The 18,467-nt window shown below is 54.6% G+C and carries 15 protein-coding genes; 11 read left to right on the top strand and 4 right to left on the bottom strand.

Annotation, left to right across the window (positions count from 1 at the left end):
- Positions 1 to 69 precede the first annotated feature (69 nt).
- Both LA5095_RS03660 and LA5095_RS03665 read left to right on the top strand, forming a co-directional pair.
- The gene (locus LA5095_RS03660; protein WP_055112007.1) at positions 70 to 1,347 is read left to right on the top strand and encodes a cytochrome P450; all 1,278 of its coding nucleotides are present in this window, start codon (positions 70 to 72) and stop codon (positions 1,345 to 1,347) included.
- Positions 1,347 to 2,585 carry a cytochrome P450 gene (locus LA5095_RS03665; protein WP_055112008.1) on the top strand — a complete coding sequence of 413 codons (1,239 nt, stop codon included), beginning with the start codon at positions 1,347 to 1,349 and terminating at the stop codon, positions 2,583 to 2,585. Before LA5095_RS03660 ends, LA5095_RS03665 begins: the two co-directional genes overlap by 1 nt.
- Before the next feature lie 15 nt (positions 2,586 to 2,600).
- Here LA5095_RS03665 and LA5095_RS03670 read toward each other — a convergent pair whose 3' ends face one another.
- Entirely contained in the window at positions 2,601 to 3,569 is a 969-nt protein-coding gene (locus LA5095_RS03670) for an acyltransferase domain-containing protein (RefSeq protein WP_082442754.1), read from the bottom strand.
- Between LA5095_RS03670 and LA5095_RS03675 the strand changes: the two genes are divergently transcribed.
- Positions 3,568 to 4,377: a 4'-phosphopantetheinyl transferase family protein gene (locus LA5095_RS03675; RefSeq protein ID WP_144436082.1), complete on the top strand. Its 810-nt coding sequence runs from the start codon at positions 3,568 to 3,570 to the stop codon at positions 4,375 to 4,377. The genes LA5095_RS03670 and LA5095_RS03675 overlap by 2 nt on opposite strands.
- On the opposite strand, the gene LA5095_RS03680 is transcribed toward LA5095_RS03675, so the two are convergent.
- The gene (locus LA5095_RS03680) at positions 4,378 to 5,202 is read right to left on the bottom strand and encodes a metallophosphoesterase family protein (protein ID WP_055112012.1); all 825 of its coding nucleotides are present in this window, start codon (positions 5,200 to 5,202) and stop codon (positions 4,378 to 4,380) included.
- A 109-nt stretch (positions 5,203 to 5,311) separates the two neighbouring features.
- Here LA5095_RS03680 and LA5095_RS03685 point away from each other — a divergent pair, with 109 nt between their 5' ends.
- The 5 genes from LA5095_RS03685 to LA5095_RS03705 are packed head-to-tail and all read left to right on the top strand — an operon-like array spanning position 5,312 to position 10,116.
- On the top strand, positions 5,312 to 6,601 hold the full coding sequence (locus LA5095_RS03685; protein ID WP_055112014.1) for a cytochrome P450: 1,290 nt from the start codon (positions 5,312 to 5,314) through the stop codon (positions 6,599 to 6,601).
- A complete protein-coding gene (locus LA5095_RS03690) occupies positions 6,598 to 7,854 on the top strand; it encodes a hydroxymethylglutaryl-CoA synthase family protein (protein ID WP_055112016.1) in 1,257 nt (418 codons plus the stop codon). The genes LA5095_RS03685 and LA5095_RS03690 overlap by 4 nt, the downstream gene beginning before the upstream one ends.
- Before the next feature lie 19 nt (positions 7,855 to 7,873).
- Positions 7,874 to 8,119: an acyl carrier protein gene (locus LA5095_RS03695; protein ID WP_055112018.1), complete on the top strand. Its 246-nt coding sequence runs from the start codon at positions 7,874 to 7,876 to the stop codon at positions 8,117 to 8,119.
- Positions 8,100 to 9,329, top strand: a complete 1,230-nt coding sequence (locus tag LA5095_RS03700) for a beta-ketoacyl synthase N-terminal-like domain-containing protein (RefSeq protein ID WP_199485810.1) — start codon at positions 8,100 to 8,102, stop codon at positions 9,327 to 9,329. Before LA5095_RS03695 ends, LA5095_RS03700 begins: the two co-directional genes overlap by 20 nt.
- 16 nt (positions 9,330 to 9,345) lie before the next feature.
- Positions 9,346 to 10,116, top strand: a complete 771-nt coding sequence (locus LA5095_RS03705) for an enoyl-CoA hydratase/isomerase (RefSeq protein WP_055112022.1) — start codon at positions 9,346 to 9,348, stop codon at positions 10,114 to 10,116.
- A gap of 8 nt (positions 10,117 to 10,124) precedes the next feature.
- On the opposite strand, the gene asnB is transcribed toward LA5095_RS03705, so the two are convergent.
- Together asnB and LA5095_RS03715 are read right to left on the bottom strand one after the other, a co-directional pair.
- Positions 10,125 to 12,089 carry an asparagine synthase (glutamine-hydrolyzing) gene (gene asnB / locus LA5095_RS03710; protein WP_055112024.1) on the bottom strand — a complete coding sequence of 655 codons (1,965 nt, stop codon included), beginning with the start codon at positions 12,087 to 12,089 and terminating at the stop codon, positions 10,125 to 10,127.
- Between the two features lie 21 nt (positions 12,090 to 12,110).
- Positions 12,111 to 12,359, bottom strand: coding sequence for an acyl carrier protein (locus LA5095_RS03715; protein ID WP_029061352.1), 249 nt, complete (start codon positions 12,357 to 12,359; stop codon positions 12,111 to 12,113).
- Between the two features lie 479 nt (positions 12,360 to 12,838).
- Here LA5095_RS03715 and LA5095_RS03720 point away from each other — a divergent pair, with 479 nt between their 5' ends.
- From LA5095_RS03720 to fabD, 3 genes are read left to right on the top strand one after another with little or no spacing between them, the layout of a single operon-like run.
- A complete protein-coding gene (locus tag LA5095_RS03720; protein ID WP_055112025.1) occupies positions 12,839 to 14,473 on the top strand; it encodes a cyclic peptide export ABC transporter in 1,635 nt (544 codons plus the stop codon).
- A gap of 3 nt (positions 14,474 to 14,476) precedes the next feature.
- Positions 14,477 to 16,126, top strand: a complete 1,650-nt coding sequence (locus tag LA5095_RS03725) for a cyclic peptide export ABC transporter (RefSeq protein WP_055112027.1) — start codon at positions 14,477 to 14,479, stop codon at positions 16,124 to 16,126.
- Positions 16,123 to 18,459: an ACP S-malonyltransferase gene (gene fabD, locus LA5095_RS03730; RefSeq protein ID WP_055112029.1), complete on the top strand. Its 2,337-nt coding sequence runs from the start codon at positions 16,123 to 16,125 to the stop codon at positions 18,457 to 18,459. Before LA5095_RS03725 ends, fabD begins: the two co-directional genes overlap by 4 nt.
- The last annotated feature ends 8 nt before the right edge of the window (positions 18,460 to 18,467 follow it).

Genomic DNA, 18,467 nt, shown 5'->3' on the forward strand with positions numbered 1-18,467 from the left:
ATATTCGTTGGAAAAGAATTCGCTTCTATGGTGTAGTGAGAATTCTATCAATCATTGGGGGTGGGGTGTGTGTCCGACGGTTCTAATCTGGAAATCAGTGCTGATGGCATCGCTGCTCTGAATAGCCCCGATATCGACTGGTGGGAAATGTTTGCAGACGATGCATTTCTGGCCAGTCCTTATGAAAAACTGAGTGTAATTCGTGAAAAAGCGCCGGTGCAATTTGATCCCGTTTCAGGGATCTATTTTGTTTTAGGCTACCCGGAATACAAGAAAATGGCCCTGTCTACGGATATGGGCCGTGACACGCGTTTGTGGTCAGGCGGCTGGTACAATCCGGAAAACAAGAAAGCCGATCCGGTCGGTTACGAATTGTACAACACAATCCAGCCCCAGATGACCAATGCGAATGCACCGCACCATCGCCGCATGCGGGATGTTTACGAAAAAGCCTTTCGAAGGACAGATATTCAGGCCTTGATCCCGATGATCGAGGATGAATGCCGCAAAATCCTGGACACCTTGCCGTTTGAGCAATCATTCAACTTCATGCAGACGGTTGCAGATCCGTTGTCACGGAACATCTCAAAACGTATCTTCAATATTCCAAAATCCATGGATGCGGATCTTGCGCGCTGGGTCGATGCTCTGAGCGTGATCGGCAACGTAATCATCGCTCCGCAGCAAAAACAGGATGCCCTGAAAGCACTTACCGAGTTCAGGAATTACGTCAGGGAGCGAATGGCTTCCGGAATTGACGACCCGAATGACGGATTTTTTGGTGCAACGATCAAAGCGTACACCGACGGCGTCATGGATGAAGATGAGTGCCTCAACAACCTCATGACACTGATTTCAGGCGGTATCGCAACGGCCACACTGCTTGGAAACGGGCTTTTGACCCTTTTGCGTCACCCGGACCAATTCGAACTGCTGCGTCGCAATCCCGAGCTGATGGAAACGGCCATCGAGGAAATGCTGCGCTTTGAACCCGGGTGCAGTTTCATCCTGCGCGTAGCCATTGACGACTACCAGTGTGGTGATGTTTTGATACCGCAAGGAGCGTTGGCGATCGGCCTGGTCACAGCAATCGGACGGGACCCCAGAACCTACAAGGATCCTGATCGTTTCGATGTGACACGGTACCCGAACCCGCACGTCGTTTTTGGAGTCGGAGCACATATTTGCATCGGCAAGGCACTTGTCCGTTTGACTGCCCGGGTGCTGTTCAACGCTTTGATGGATCGCTTCGGCAGGATCGAGCTGGCCGGGGAGCCCGAGTGGTGGAAGCACAGGGCCGACCAGCACGGGCTGAATGCCTTGCCGATAACCTTGGGAAACGCTTGATGGATCAGGACGCGAGCGAGCAGATTGACTGGTGGGGCATGCTAACCGATCCGGGATATCTCGTTGATCCGCATCCGCATTTGCGGCGCATTCGGGAACTCGGGCCGATTCACTATGATGCGCCGTCGGATATCTATTTCGTTCTCGGACATGAAGAATTCAATTCCATGGTCCGCTCATCAAGAATGGGCCGCGATACCAGGCTTTGGAAAAACGGTTGGAGCAGACCGGAAAGCAAGCAGCGAGATCCGCTGAGCTACGAACTCTTCAGTGAATTTCAGCGCCAGATGGTGAATTCGGACCAGCCGGATCACCGGCGGATGCGCGATGTATATGAAAAAGCGTTCCGCCCTGCTGACATTCCGCCGCTTCGGCCCATGATCGAAAGGGAAGCGTGTTTGCTGCTCGAGGACATCCCCGAGGAAACTCCGGTCGATTTCATGACGGTCTTTGCGAACCTTTTTCCGCTTCGGGTGGTCCGCAATCTGTTTCATATCTCACCGGAAATGGACCCCCAGCTCGCGGAGTGGAATGCCTCGCTGATCAAGATCGGTGACATCATGATGTCACAGGATCAAAAGCAAGACGCCTTGAAAGCGCTTAAGGGCTACAAGCGGTTCCTGAAGTCTCATTTGGAGGATCAGCGCGGCAACCCGGACAATCGGTTGATCAGCCTGGCGATAGAAGCATGGGATGCCGGAGTCATGGATCAGGACGAAACCCTGAACAATCTCAAGGGGCTCGTGTCTGGCAATGAGACAACGGTCAACGTTCTCGGCAACGGTCTATTGACGCTCTTGAACCACCCGGATCAATTCGACCGCCTGCGCACACAACCGGATCTGATGCGAACGGCGATTGAGGAAATCCTCCGCTTTGAACCGGCTATAAATTTCATCCTGCGCGTGGCAATCGAGGATTTCGAAAGTCACGGTGTGTCAATACCGTCAGGATCCCTGGTGCTTGGCCTGGTTGGTGCGATTAACAGGGATCCAGCCCGCTTTGCCAAGGCTGAAACATTTGACGTTGCGCGGCGGCCAAATGCGCAATCCATTTTTGGCGGCGGGCCGCATGTTTGCATCGGTGCAGCATTGGCGCGGCTCGAGGTCGAAGTGGCATTCAGCGAATTGATACGAAATTTCTCAAAAATCGAATTGGCAGGAGAACCGGTCTGGTGGACGGACCGGACCAATCAGCGCGGATTGCAGACCTTGCCGCTGCGGTTCAGTCGCAGGTAGGCAACGTTCCGGCCGCTACGGACTGGCGGGAAAGAGGGCCTCGATGCGTTTCAGATCTCCCCCATAGGGCGACATGAGCGGCACCACCTCTGATGCACTTTTTTCAGACAACTCTTGTCGGAATACGGCCGCCAGCGTTCCTGTGGGACTGAGGTCGATGTATCGGGCACCACCCCTGGCCTCGATGGCATGCAGCGTTGCCTGCAACTGCATGGGCTGCCTGACAATATCCCAGAGCTGCCTGCCGTCGGCCTGTTGCACGTCGCGGCAAAGACAGGAAGACCAGACCGGCCAAAAGGGCGTTTCAAAGTGCAAGCCGGAGACCGTGTTCAGGAAGTCCTGTTTAGCTGGTTCGATCCAGCGCGAATGAAAGGCAAAAGGGACGGGAAGTGTCTGAAAGGAGATGTCCAACCTCCGCAGCTCTCCAAGAACCGTTTCCAGGTCAGCTTTCCGGCACGCCAGAACACAGTGGCTGGCGCCGTTTTTGCCGGCAATCTCTGTGCTTTCTGCCAATATCTTTGACTGCGATCGTACACTTGCCGATGCCAGGGTCCCGATCAGGGCGCCTTTGGGAGCGGACTTTTCAAAGAGCGCAGGTTGGCATGCCACAGCTCTCAAGGCCGTTTCAAACGGCAACATGCCGGAAACGCTCATGGCAACAAATTCGCCCAGGCTGGCCCCAAGCAGAAGATCGGGCCTGATGCCCTGGTTCTGCAAAAGTTTTGCCACTGCAAACTGGGTGATAAAGAGCGCGGGATGGGAATGTTCCAGACGGTCAAAGGGATCGCTGATGCCGTGTTCGTCGGAATAGATGATATCCAGAACAGAAAACCCTTGCGCATTTTGGACGATCCGGTCACCGATATCCATCCACTGCCTGAAGACCGGATAGGTCTTCAGGAAGGCCGCCGCCATATGGAAGTATTGAGAACCTTGCCCGGCAAAACAGAATGCGACGGGCAAGGAAGAGGAACTTGAGAGCATGCGGAAGACCCTGGGAGGCAGACAACCTAGCGAAGGCTTCTTGTCGCATGGTGCTGTGAGAGATGGCAATGCACTGGTGAGCAAAGACGGGGTCGCCGCATGGTGGTTGCTGCTGGAACACCTCACCGAGGACGATCTGGAAATGCTGGAGGCATTGCTGGTCGATGAAGAGTTGGCCAGGGCCGAACGGTTTCATTTCGAACGGGATCGGCAAATCTACATCGCCGCTCACGGGATTTGCCGCGGTCTCCTGAGCTACCATCTGGGTCAACCCGCCAAGAACTGGCGCTTTTCCATTGAAGATCACGGCAAGCCGGAGCTGATATCCCCGGCAGGTGGCCCGAGGATCCGCGTTAACATATCTCACACGAGAGGGCTGGCAGCAGTCGCATTGACCAGCGAACACGATATCGGCGTCGACGTTGAATGGCGCCATCGCGATGCCATGGTTGATGAACTTGCGCAACGCATGTTTGCAGAAAGCGAACGCCGGGACGTTCAGCGCGCGTGCAAGGAGAAAAAGCTCGACATTTTTTTGGCCTACTGGACGCTGAAAGAAGCCTACGTGAAAGCGATCGGAAAAGGCCTTTCTCAACCGCTTGATGCGTTTGAGTTTGATCTGAATGGCCTCAATATCACCTTTTTGGACCGGTCGGCAGACGATCCGGACCATTGGCACTTTGAGCGCTACCAGCCCGGTCCGGATCATTTGATGGCTCTGGCGATCCGCCACCCTGCAAAGGCAAATCTCAGGGTAGAAGCAGGACCGGCTCCGATGGAGTTTCTTCGGAACCTCGCTCAAGCCTGACTATTCACCAGGCAGAATATCACGCAAATAGGCTTCGATACCGAGCCGTCTGTCCCATTGTTTCGGATAGCCGAGCGAAACCTCTTCAAAGCGGGTGTCGTCACGCCAATCTGTCCGACGTGTATGCAAATGGCCCGAAACGACCACTTTGGCATTAAACCGCTGATGCCAGTCTTCCGTTCTGACAGTCCCGCACCAGGGTGTAAACCGCGGTATCCGGGGAATATGGATCAGGTCCCGGCGGAGCGGATAGTGGTTGATCAGAATTGTCGGCATCCCGTCGGGGACTTCCTGAAGGCGCAATTCGGTTTCCCTACACCGGCTGGCGCACCAATCCTCCCGGCTGTCCCAGGGGGCCGGATCGAGAAAAGTTTCGTCCGCACACACCGAGTTTTGCGCGCGCGCCCAGGCGACAACATCGTCCCGCTTGATATCCTGTGGCCGGAAACTGTAGTCGTACAGGAGAAACAGCGGCGCGACCACATGCGCACCTCCCGGGCCATTCCAAGTCTCGTAAGGGTCTTCAGGCGTATGGATGCCATATTGGCGCGCGAGCTCGACCAGCGCCAGATATCTTGCTTCTCCTGCAAGCGCAGGCTGGTCTCTCTCTTCCGGGATCGCCCAAAGATCGTGATTGCCGGGAACCCAGAATACCTTGGCAAATTTCCGTTCAAAAACCTCAAATGCGAATTTGATGTGTTCAAACCGTTCCGCGATGTCGCCCGCAACGATAAGCCAGTCGTCGGGCGCCGTCTGCAGTTCATCGAGCGCCTCGCGATTGGACGGACTTGCCAGATGGAGGTCGCTTATTGCTCTGAGTTTCATGTTGTCTGAGATAGTCTCTTACTTCCTTGACGATAAGGTGCAAATACGAAACACTTCCCGCATAAGACACAAAAACCCGTCTTCTTATTACTCCCAGCAGAGAGCAGGAATGGCTGAAGATAGCCCGTTGGATGGGATCCTTCCGGAGACGGAAAGCGACAGCAATTGCGATGATGCCATTGATTGGTGGTCGATCCTCTCGGACAAGACGTTCTTGGAAAATCCATATTCGGAACTTCGCCGCTTGCAGGCCAAAGGTCCAGTGCATTTTGATCGGAAGAACGGCATATATTTCGTACTCGGTCACAAGGCGTTCGCGCGTGTTTCGAAATCCTCGGCTATGGGGCGCGACACGCGGAACTGGACCGGAGGTTGGAACTCCGAGGATTACCGGCAACATGACCCGGTCGGCTACATGCTGTTCAGTGAATTTCAGCCCCAGATGATCAATTCCGACGGGGAAGAACACAAGCGCATGCGCAAGGTCTACGAACCAGCGTTTCGAGCGCAGGCCATGTCCCAGCTGGAACCGTTGATTGCTGATCAGGCATCCAGGCTGTTGGCAGCAATGCCTGACAAGGGAGAAATTGATTTCATCGAGGCATTTGCGGCCCCTCTGCCGCTTCGTGTGCTGTGCGAGCTTTTTGATATTCCGGAAAGCCTTGATGACACGATCAGCCGCTGGAGCGCGTCTCTTATCCGGATAGGAGATATCCTGATGACGCCGGAACAGAAATCGGAGGCGATGGAAGCTCTGGCGGAGTTCAAGGATTTTCTGCGTCAGCAGATCAAGGAGCGGGAAAACAACAACGAAGACAATCTTATGGGCCTTGCCATTCAGGCACAAAAGAACGGTACGCTTGATGAGGAGGAAACTCTGACCAATCTGGTGTCTATGCTGGTGGCAGGGCACGAAACAACAGTGACTTTGATCGGCAATGGCATGCTGCTCCTCTTGTCCAATCCGGACGAATTGGCCAGATTGCGATCAGATCCCGGATTGACAAGAACCGCGATCGAGGAGTTTTTGCGCATGGAACCGGGGGGGAACATGATCTTGCGGGTCGCGCGCGAGGATTTCGACGTCGAAGGAGTGACCATCCCGAAGGGCGCGCCGGTCATCGGGTTGATCGGTGCAATCAACAGGGATCCGGGCCGCTTTGAAAACGCGGACGTGCTTGATATTGCCCGCCCGGCGAATGCACAGTTCACTTTTGGCGGAGGGGCGCATTTCTGCATCGGCGCACCATTGGCCCGGCTGGAAGCACAGATCGCCTTTTCCAGGTTCTTGGAAAAATATCCACAGATTGAGCTGGCCGGAGAACCGGAGTGGCGGCTGGACCGGATGAATGCGCGCGGCCTGGGCCGCTTGCCGGTCAAAGTAAAAGCCGTGGCATGAGCGGACTTGCCGGAATTCAAGCCATCAACGTCTTCGGCGGCATGGCGTGTCTGGATGTTCGGGAGCTTTGCATTCACCGGGGTCTCGATACTTCCCGGTTCGAGAATCTGCTCATGCAGGAAAAGACCGTAGCGCTACCCTATGAGGACCCGGTCACATTCGCTGTAAATGCGGCCAAACCGATAGTCGATCAACTCAGTGAGCAGGAACGCTCGCGCATTGAGATGGTTATTACCTGCACCGAATCCGGTCTGGATTTCGGAAAATCGCTCAGTACTCATGTTCACAAACTTCTGGATTTGCAGCCAAATTGTCGCCTGTTTGAGATAAAACAAGCCTGTTACTCAGGTGCTGCTGGCCTGCAGATGGCGGTGAATTTCATATTGTCGCAGACGTCTCCCGGCGCGCTGGCACTGGTGATAACCACCGACATTTCCCGCTTCGCGCTGGCCGATGCCAACGCCGTGCAGGAATGGGCTTACTCTGAGCCCAGTTCAGGCGCCGGTGCTGTTGCGATGCTGGTCTCGGACATGCCGGAAATCCTGCAACTCGATGTCGGCGCTTATGGCAATTACGCCTTCGAGGTCATGGATACCTGCCGGCCTGGTCCGGATACGGAAGCAGGGGATGCAGATCTCTCTCTGATGGCTTATCTCGATTGCTGTGCAGGAGCATTCAAGGACTATTCCGATCGGGTTCAGGGCGCTGATTTCAAATCGACCTTTTCGCAGCTTTGCTTTCACACACCTTTTGGCGGCATGGTCAAAGGGGCGCACAGGCAGTTGATGCGAAAACTCCATAAGGCGAAACCTGAGGAAATTCAGGAGGATTTTGAACAGAGGCTGAGCCCGAGCCTGACATTTGGACAAAGGGTTGGAAACACGGCGGGCGGCTCTGTATTTGTTGCCCTTGCCGGAACGCTGGATGCCGGTGAGGTCAATGAGCCCATCCGCATTGGCCTGTTTTCCTATGGCTCAGGTTGTTGCTCGGAATTTTTGAGCGGTGTGGCGACATCAAAGAGCCAGAGTTTGCTAAAGGAAATGCGGATCGCGGAAAAACTGGACAGACGATACCGGCTTTCGATCGAAGAATATGAAATGTTGCTTTCGGGAAAGTCAGTTGTCAGGTTTGGTACGAAAGATGCCGAATTGGATCATCAGATCATTCCGTCTGCCTGGCCTGTGTCCGGCAACGGGGATTTGCTTGTTCTCGATAATCTGGTGAACTACCAGCGGAACTACAAATGGATCTGACCGGAGGATGGGGAACCCATTGGATAACACCGAAATCATCAATATCCTGATTGAAGAAATTCGGGAGACTGTTCCCGAGTTGGAAGGTCAACCGATTTCCGCAAGCGATTCCATGGTGGACCTGGGCGTAAACTCCATCGAGCGCAGCGAAGTCATTTTGGCGGCAATGGAACGGTTGGACCTGAAAATTCCGATGGTTCAGTTACATGGGCCCAAAGACATTCAGGAACTGGCGGATTTGCTCCTTGTCAAAAGCGCCGGATGACAGGGTGAGGATTGCGGTAACGGGGATAGGTGTTGCCAGCGGCCTTGGATACGGTAAGGCCGCATTTCTGCAAGGACTGTTTGAAGCTCGCGGTGTATTTTCCGAATTGACCCGGCACGGGCGTGAACCGGCCGGCGGAGAACCGCCCTTTGTTGGTGTCGAGTTGGACGAGCCGCCAAATGTACTACCTGCACGTTTGGCCCGTACCGCCACGCTGAGCAGCCGCGTTGCCATGGCTGTGTTACAGGAAGCCTGGCAAGATGCGGGACTTGATCAGGTCGATCCCGAGCGGATCGGACTTGTGGTCGGAAGCAGCAACCCCATGTCGCGCGAACAGGCGCTGGCCGCACAAAGATATGCAGACAAGCTGGAATTTGTACCGCCGCGCCACGGCCACATGTTTCTGAGCTCTGATATTGCCGGTCTTTGCACCTCCGTCCTCCCAATCCGCGGTTTTTCCCAGAGCGTGGATGCGGCATCAGCCAGCGGATCGGTGGCGGTGATTCAGGCGATGGACGCTGTGCGTTCCGGCAGGGTGGATGTCTGTATCGCACTTGGAGCGCTTCAGGATCTTTCAGGTTATGATCTGCATGCCATGCGGTCACTGGGTGTCATGGGCGGTGCAGATCATGCGGCACGGCCCGGAGAAGCCTGCCGCCCGATGGACCTTGCGCACTACGGCTTTATCTATGGCGAAGCCAGTGCTGCGCTGGTTTTGATGCGCAAGGACCTGTCCATGTCTCACAATTCCTATGGTGATCTCATCGGTGCCGGACATATTGCCGATGGAAGCCGAGGCCCGGAACCGAATTCCGAGGGACAAGTGCGCGCGGCTTTGAATGCTCTGGCGCAAGCCGGTTTGACCGCCAAACAAATTGATTTCGTAAACGGGCACGCAACGGGAACTCCGCAGGGAGACTTTGAAGAGTGCAGGACCTATCACTCGCTCGAACTGCACCATGCACGGATCAACGCAACCAAATCCATCGTTGGTCACGGCATGAGCGCTGCCGGAGCACTGGAATTGGCGGCCGTCCTGTTGCAGATAAAGGAAGGTCGGCTTCACCCCACACGGAACCTGGAAAATCCAATCGATGAAAGCTTTGATTGGGTCAAGGCAGAACCGGTTTCGCACGAAATCCGTCACGCCCTGAAGTTCTCTTTCGGTTTTGGCGGCATCAATACGGCATTGGTAATCGCGGCGCCGTAACCTTCTGGAGGTCCGCATGGCTTACGACACGTTGAACGCTACCTTTCAACAAAACATATGCCGCATTTGCTTGAATCGGCCGGAGGCCGGAAATGCGATTAATGCCCGCATGGTCGAAGAGATGTCTGAGGTCTTGACCAGGTGCACGGAAGAGCAGGGGCCTGCCTCAGAGCGGGTAACCGTGGTGGTGCTAGAGGGCCAGGGTGATGTGTTTTGCGCCGGGGGTGATTTTGAGGCAATTTCGAACACAGGGTCTGCCGGCGATCCGGAACCTCTCTATGATGTGTGGTTGAAACTGTCCCGCGGTCCTTATGTGTCTATCTGCCTGGTGCGGGGGAGGGTTAACGCCGGAGGTGTTGGTTTTGTGGCTGCATCGGATATCGTCATTGCCGACAAGAGTGCGAGTTTCGCGCTTTCGGAGTTGTTGTTTGGACTGTTTCCGGCGTGTGTTCTTCCGTTCCTGATCGGGCGCGTTGGCCGTCAAGCTGCACATTACATGACGTTGATGACAAAGCCGGTCGACGCGCAAAAAGCCCGTGAGGTTGGACTTGTGGATGTCCTGACCGAAAATACCGAGGCCGCACTCAGGCAACATCTCGTGCGATTGGCCCACCTTCAGAAGCCTGCGATCGCTCGCTACAAAGCCTATTTGGCTGCCTGCAGCGGAAACCCGGAGGAGGACAAGGCGGCCGCCTTGGTTGCAAACCGGGATATGTTTACAGATCCGGGCGTGCTGGCTGGAATTCGGCGCTATGTCAGCGAACTTAAATTCCCGTGGGAAAGGTAAGGCCGTTCCTAAGCGGCAGTTTCCCGCTGGAGATTGATAACCTTTTCCAGCGGAGGTAATGTTGCGCGCGGCAAGGTTTCCCGGCGCACAAATGAGCGATGCAACAGACTGATTGAAAGCAGATAAAGAAACGTCTGGTTTTCCTTTGTGCTGATGTCGCTGGCTGGTTTGGTCAGCACCTTGTTGGCAAGACGTTTGGCAAATGCGGCATTCAGGAATGGCAGTTTGGCAAGCTCCGCATCACTCAAGACAAGATCCAGGTAGTCGGGTTGGTGCTTTGCAAAGGCGGCCGCGTCCGGAGCCCGATAGGGGAACTTGCGCTTTTCGATGATCCTGTCTGGAAGGCGGTTGCGGAAAGCTTCCCGCAAAAGCCGTTTTTCCCGTAAACCATCGTCGAACTTCAGATTGATGGCCGTTGCCAGGGAAAAAACGCCCGGATCCAGAAACGGACAGCGGTTCTCCACACCATGCGCAAGGCTCATCCTTTCGCCCTGTGTCGAAAGCAGGTAGCCGGGCAACAAGGTTTTGTATTCCAGCCACTGGGCTTTCTCGACCGGAGAGAGTGCATCGTAATCCGGAGTGGACGATATCAGGTCAGTTATCGCTGCAAGCGGAGTGTTCTTGTCCTTCAAAAGCCGCGTTGAAAACTGCCCGTTCTGAAATCGCAGCTCGTGCGAAAACAGGCCCGGCATGCGTTCCTTGGAAAATTGCTGATAAAGGCCTGTCATCGCAGCTGTGTCTTCGGGGCCATAATGCGCGAGATGCGGGTAAAGTTCCTGGATCCGGGACCGGCGCACCTCCCCGGAAAGCTGGTCCCAGGAGGTGCGTAACAGTGTTTCCTTGAAAAGGTCGTAGCCAAGGAACGCTTCGTCGGCTCCTTCACCGCTCAGCACAACCTTGACACCCTCGCGGCGGGTCCGGTCGGAGAGAATATACATTGGAACAAACGCGCTTCGAAATGCCGGAACTTCAGCGTGATACACGGCTGCAGGGGTTTGATCGCAAATGTCCTGATAAGAGATTCGTTCAGCACAGTGCCGAGTTCCGAGATATTCAGAGATCAGCTGCTGATCAGATGATTCATCGAATTCCGCGTCATCAAATTCGACGGAAAACGTTGACAGGGGTTTTGCCGAGAAGTCTTTAGCAAGCAGCGCGACGATCGAGGAGTCGATGCCACCGCTGAGATATACCCCGACTTCAACATCGCTGCGCAGACGCAGCTCAACGCTGCGATTCATTCGCTCCCGAATGAGTTCTTGAGCCGCATGTTCGTCATTGGGCTGAGGCTCTTCGTCGAAACGAAGTTCGGCATAGCTTTCAGTTGTCAAATCACCGTTTTTCAATGTGAGCCATTGGCCCATCGGAAGGCTCTTGATCTCCTTAAAGCCCGTTTGGTCGGGAAGGGGAGTCCAGACACACAGGATCGACGCAAGCTGGCCGGCGTCCTGTTCAAAGGAGATAGACGGAATAGCCAGGAACGCCTTCATTTCGGAAGCAAAATAGAAAGCATTTCCTTGGCGGACATAGAAAAGCGGCCGTTTGCCGAAGCGATCACGTGCGAGATACAGGCTTTCTGTCTTGCAGTCGTAAACAGCAAATGAGAAACAGCCATTGAAGCGGCGCAGGCAATCAGGCCCCCAGGTTATCCAGGCGTTCAGAACGACTTCGGTATCGCAGTTGGTCTGAAATCGGCAGCCCATGGCTTCCAGCTCGGATTTCAGCTCCAGGTAATTGTAGATTTCACCGTTGTAACTGAGCCAATAGCGGTTCGAAGGATCTGAAAACGGTTGCTGTCCGGCAGCGGGATCCAAAATGGCCAGCCGGACGCTGCCCAGGGCAAAACCGTTATCGACCACACAGCCTGCTCCGTCCGGTCCCCGGTGCCCGATCTGGGCGAGCATATTCTGGACATCATTGACAAGCGTGTCGGCGACGCGAGAGGGGTCGATAATACCGGCAATACCGCACATGAAACTTCCGCCTGTCCAAGGTCAATCAGTGATTGATTCTGACAATTTTCGACTGACAGTTTTCTCGATCAGGCTCAAACTGACCATAACATTCGCTGTCATCTCCTGCTCGGAGAACTTGATGTCGAATTCCTTTTCCAAAAAGCGGATGAGCTGGATGTATCCAAACGAATCCATCACACCTTCTTTAAAAAGATCCGAGGTTTCAGGGAAAGATTCGTCGAACTCAATCAAAAATTGATCTTCAATAAAGTCGCGAATTTGTTGCATGTTGAGTGTACGCCTTCAAAGAGGGTCGCAAACAGCAGTCTTGGGCCGCTTCGGCTTTGTTGCACAGTGGATTCTGTTCGAAATGGATCGGCAGAGCGACCAGATAACAACAGCAATCATCAGCTACAGTAAATTGAAAACCGCCAAGAAATAAAGCCGGAAAAACTTGCAGAAGCGTACTTCATCCACGCCCAATGTCAGGAAACCGGATGTTATGTGCCCAAATGCGGGTGGAGTTCGCTGTGTCTTTCGCCGGGTCGCCCTCAATCGGTGCTGCAGCTACGGCGCTTCTCCTTGGGGAAAAGAGCATTAGAGATTGAAAAAATTGTGCTTTTGCCCTCTAGGCAACGCAACGCTAGTTGTGAATACTGACTTTTGCAGGGGTACGGCGATCCTGCCGGTTTCAATGGCAGCGAGCCGAATCAAAATGTCCGGCGAGCCCGGGTGTGAGAGGGGCAAACCATCATGGCAGGTTTGGTATGAATATCTTCCGCCTGCTCAGGGATGGCCCACCCGCCAGCCGCCGAATGATCTTTGTTTTTGCCGGTTTGACCGGGCTTGGAAATGCCGGTCTGGTCGGTCTCGTTAACGAGGCGGCCGAGCAGTCGCTGTTCGGCCTCGATGTCGAACCACGCCTGCTTGTCGTTTATGTCCTGACACTGCTGTTTTTCCTTATCTCCAATCGTTCTGCGCTGAAACAGGCGAACCGGTTCGTGCAATCGCGTCTGGAGGCCACCCGGCGTCGGATCGTTCGCAAAATCCGGATGGCGGATCTCCGGACACTGGAGCGGCTTGGAAAAGGCGACATCTACGTCACGGTCGCTCAGGAAACCGACCATCTTTCGCAAACGCTGCCTTTGTTGATTGGCGCGGCTCAAAGTGCTCTGCTGGTCCTGTTCCTGTTTTTCTACATTGCGTCGATTTCGCTGATTTCTTTCTTTGTCATTGCAGCCTTTTCGTTCTTTGGCGCGCGAGTCTTTATGGCGCGGCAACGGGCTTTGACGGCGTCCCTGGCGGAAGTCCATCATCGGGAAGCTGAAATGCTCGACAGCCTGATGCATTTTACGCTTGGGTTTCAGGAAATCCGGCTGAACGCAGACAAGAATGAAGCGCTATTCAATCATTTCTCCGGCGTTACGGACCGGCTCAAAGATGTGGTCACCGAGCTCGGGGGCCGTTGGGTAACGCTCCTGCAATTCAGCAACGCCTTTATCTTCCTGCTGGTCGGGATTGTCGTCTTTGTCCTCCCTGTTTTTTTCGACGGCTACGACGATAGCATCTACAAGATCACGGCAGCCTCCGTGTTTGCATTGGGGCCCATAGCGGCAATTTTTTCGGTTGTCCGTCTCATAGGCCGTGCGGAGGCAGGTTTGGGGCATGTCTACGCGCTTGAAAAGAAGCTTGATCATGGGGCATCGCTGCCAATCGAGCCGAGGCCGAGGCAACGGTCCGCCTTCCGTGGCTTTTCCAAGATTGAACTGGCAGGCGTCGAGTTCAAATATGCAGATCTGGATGGAAGCGTCTCCTTCAAGGCGGGACCTCTCGATTTGACTCTAAATCGCGGAGAAGTCGTTTTTCTGACGGGCGGGAACGGATCCGGAAAGTCCACGGCGCTGAAATTGCTGACGGGGCTGTACACGCCGGATGCCGGCCAAATCCTGTGCGATGGCATCCCTGTCGAAGATACCAACCGGCAGGAATATCGGGAGATCTTCTCATGCGTCTTCACGGACTTCCACTTGTTCGACCGTCTTTACGGGATCGGAGATATTGAACCGGAAGAAGTGGAGCGCTTGATCGAGCGTATGCAGCTTGGCGGCAAGGTCGGATTCGAAAATGACCGCTTTACGACGCGGGACCTGTCGACCGGTCAGCGCAAGCGTCTGGCCATGATCGTCGGCATGCTGGAAGATCGGGAAGTCTACATCTTTGATGAATGGGCTGCTGATCAGGACGCCCATTTCCGGGAAAAGTTCTATTCCGAAATTCTTCCCGATTTCAAAGCGCGCGGAAAGACGGTTCTGGCCGTTACCCACGACGACCACTATTGGCACCTTTGCGACCGACGCATTGTTCTGGATCTCGGCATGATCCTTCCGGATGGAGAGCGTTAGGTCATGGTCCTGATTGATTTTGTAAAAGGGGCGAACCGCAATCAGCTCAGATGGATGATCCTGCTGACCGTCATTGCCGGCTGCGCCAACGCCGCCCTCATCGTGGTCATAACAAATGTTGCAAAATCCGTTGCCAACGCGGAGCGTCCCGATCTGGTCGCCTGGATGTCCTTTCTCGGTGCTTTCGGGCTCTACTACCTGGCCAATCAGTTCGCGCTTGTTCGGTCCATGGCGATCATTGAAGATCTTCTGAACCAGTTGAGGCTGAAGGTTGCCGACAAATTGCGGAAGTCAGAGCTGCCCGTCGTCGACCGGCTTGATCGGGGGCGGCTTTACAATCTGGTAGCGAAGGAAACCAACCATCTTTCGGTAACATTCCCGCTTATCGTTGATGCGGTCCAGCAGGTCGTCCTCCTGTTCGTGGCAGTGCTTTATCTTCTTTATCTCTCACCCGCCGCCTTTTTTGTCTTTGGGGCGACCGTCGGGGCCGGCGTTATCGGTTTCAAGGTGATCGACAGCCGGTACCGTCAGATCTTGAAGTTGGTGGAGCGGATGCAGGCAGAAATGCTTGATGCCATCCTCGACACTATCAGCGGCAGCAAGGAGCTGCGGCTCAGCGCTGATCGGAGCGATGCGCTTGGCAAGGCCTACCGCAAACGCTCCACGCTTCTGGAGCGCCTGCTGGTCCGTTCAGTCGAGCATTGGGTATCCTTGATCATGCTCGGTAGCGTGACCATGTTCACGATGCTGGGCGTCGTCGCTTTTGCATTTCCAAAATACATAGCAGGGCACAACGCGACGATCTTTCAATTGGTTCCGGTCCTGCTTTTCTGCATGGGAACCTTGGCAAAGACCGTTACTCAGTCGCCCATGTTTATCCGCGCGGAAGTCGGTTTGCAGTCGATCCTGTCCATTGACCGGGAACTTTCGTCCGGTTCCAGCATTTCGCCGGAGCAGGCCCGCTCGCTCGGCAAGGAATATCTCGATTTTTCAAAGATAACATTCAACGGCATCCGTTTCAGCTACGATCCCATGGATGAGGAGGCATATGTCGTTGGTCCGTTGAACCTCACAGTGTCACGGGCAGAAATCATCTTTCTGGTTGGCGGCAATGGGAGCGGCAAGTCGACCGCATTGCGAATGATGACCGGTCTCCTTCCCTTGCAGTCGGGTTGGATCGGTGTTGACGACAAGACAGTTACGGGCAAGGCGGTCGCCGGATATCGCGAACTTTTCTCTTCGGTCTTTGTCGACTTTCATCTTTTCGACCGGCTGTATGGTCTGGAAGGCATCGATCCGGGACAGGTCAATCAATTGCTTGCCGAGATGGAGCTTTCCGGGAAGGTTACATTTGAAGATGGGCGTTTCAATCGGCTTCAGTTGTCGACGGGACAGAGAAAGCGCCTGGCGTTGATCGCGGCCATTCTCGAAAACAGGCCGGTTTATGTGTTCGACGAATGGTCGGCTGAACAGGATGTCCAGTTCCGCGACCATTTTTACAATGGCATTCTTCCCGAGCTTCGCAGGCAGGGGAAAACTGTCATAGTTACAACCCATGATGAAAAGTACTGGAAAGTCGCAGACCGAGTGGTCAAACTGGATCTAGGCAAAATCGAGTGGGTAAAGAGTAAGGCCGAGTTGGAGGCAGAATGAGCGTCTGCATGTTTCCCGGACAAGGCGCTCAGCGCCTGGGAATGGGGCAAGACATCTTCGTCCGTTTCAAGGACTTGAAAGAACAGGCGGACGATATTCTTGGTTATGATCTGGCCAGACTTTGCAAAGATGGGCCGATCGAAAAACTCAGCCAGACCGAATATACTCAACCGGCGCTATACGCCGTTAACAGCCTGCAATATCTGAAATATCTGGAAGACGGCGGTCGCACGCCGGAATATTTGCTCGGGCATAGCGTGTCGGAATATGCCGCCCTGTTTGCAGCTGGCGTACTGGATTTCGCAACGGGTTTGAAAATCGTTGTGAAGCGCGGTGAACTCATGTCGGAGGCGCAAGGCGGCGGGATGGCTGCGGTCCTTGGCCTGAAAGCAAATGAGATTGAAGAGATCCTCAGATCCGAGGGTATCCATGACGTTTTTGCCGCGAATTACAACACGCCCAAACAGATCGTTTTGTCGGGCATAAAACAGTCGGTGATCGGCGCTGAACGGCAGTTCGTTGATGCGGGCGCGTCGCACTACAAGGTCTTGCAGGTCAGCGGTGCATTTCACACACCTTTTATGGAGAAGGCGTGCCGGAGGTTTGCTGAGTTCATATCCTGTTTCGAATTCGAAAGTCAGAACATCCCGGTCATCTCGAATGTTACCGCCAGGCCGCATGTGGATGCTGATATTGCCGCGCGCATGATCGAGCAAGTGACATCGCCGGTCCGCTGGAGCGATAGTCTTCGCTACTTGCTCGCAAAGGGAGTTTCATTTTCTGATATTCAGGAAGTCGGTCCGGAAGGCCCACCAATCGTCCGGCCAATGTTTAAACGAACCGAACTTGAGGCCGGCCCTTTGGATAGTGCGGAACTGGCGGCGGAACTTCCTCCGCTGATGGAGCGTCCCAAGACTGAAAAACAGGACGACAGCCACACCCGAGGCTTGGGCAAGCCGATTGAAATGAACGGCTCGGCCGTCAAATTCAGTCATGTTTCGATGGAAAACATCGGTTCTCGAGCGTTCTGTGAGGCCTTTGGGGTCCGGTATCCTTATGGCAGCGGCGCCATGTATCAGGGCATCGCGTCCGCTGACCTCGTCATTCGAATGGCAAAGGCCGGTTTGCTCGGGATCTTCGGGGCTGCAGGACTGCCGATCCCGCAGATCAAGGCTGCGATTGCCAGGATCAGGTCGAACATTCCTGCGGGCCGGCCGTTTGGCGTCAACTTCATTGCCCATCTCAATCGACCTCACCTTGAAGACGAGTTGACGGACCTGCTTCTTGCCGAAGGCGTTTCCTTGATCGAAGCGTCCGCCTTTATGGACGTAACGCAGGCGCTGGTCCGGTACCGGGCCAAGGGCCTGCGATCAGAAAGTGGCAGAGTTCAGGCTGATAACAGGGTAATAGCCAAAGTCTCGCGTCCCGACGTTGCCAGCCAGTTTCTCCGCTCGGCTCCCGAACCAATGATCAAAAAACTCTTGCACGAAAAAGCGATCACCGAAGAAGAAGCGGACCTGCTTCGGCGCGTGCCTATGGCTGATGCGATTTGTGTAGAGGCCGACTCCGGCGGACATACTGATCAGGGTATGCCGTTTGCCCTGATCCCGCCTGTGCTGAAACTGAGAGAGGCTGCGGAAGAGGCGTTTGATCTTTCGGGGAGAATTTTTGTCGGAGCAGCCGGAGGAATTGGAACTCCGGAGGCGGCCGCGGCAGTCCTGATCCTGGGCGCCGATTTCATCATCACCGGATCGATCAATCAATGCACCGTCGAGGCCGGAACCAGCGCAGCCGTGAAGGATATGCTTGCAGATGTGAATGTCTATGACACCGCCTATGCACCGTCCGGAGAAATGTTTGAATTGGGTTCAAAGATACAGGTGCTGAAGAAAGGGGTCTTTTTTCCCTCGCGCGCAGAAAAGCTGGTTGCGACCTACCGCCAGCATGACAGTCTCGAAACCATCGAGCCAAAACTGCGCAGTCAGATCGAGGACAGGTATTTGGGCCGCAGTTTCGGTGAGGTTTTTGAACAGATTGCAAAAGCCTATCCGGCAGAAGAAATCGAGCGGGCGCAACGTATGCCCAAGCACAAGATGGCGCTGGTTTTCAAACGTTATTACCGCGATACGACAGATTGGGCTCTGAAGGGGATGACCGAGCGCAAGGTTGACTTCCAGGTTCATTGCGGACCTGCGCAAGGGGCCTTCAATCAATGGGTGGCAGGGTCATCCCTTGAGGCTTGGCAAAACCGGCATGCAGATGCCATCGGGCTTCATTTGCTGGAGCAGACAGCGGATCTATTGAACCGCCGCTTGTCGGTATTTACTGGATAGGGGCTGTT

The sequence above is a fragment of the Roseibium album genome, assembly GCF_001404515.1.
In the GTDB taxonomy this organism is placed as follows: domain Bacteria; phylum Pseudomonadota; class Alphaproteobacteria; order Rhizobiales; family Stappiaceae; genus Roseibium; species Roseibium album.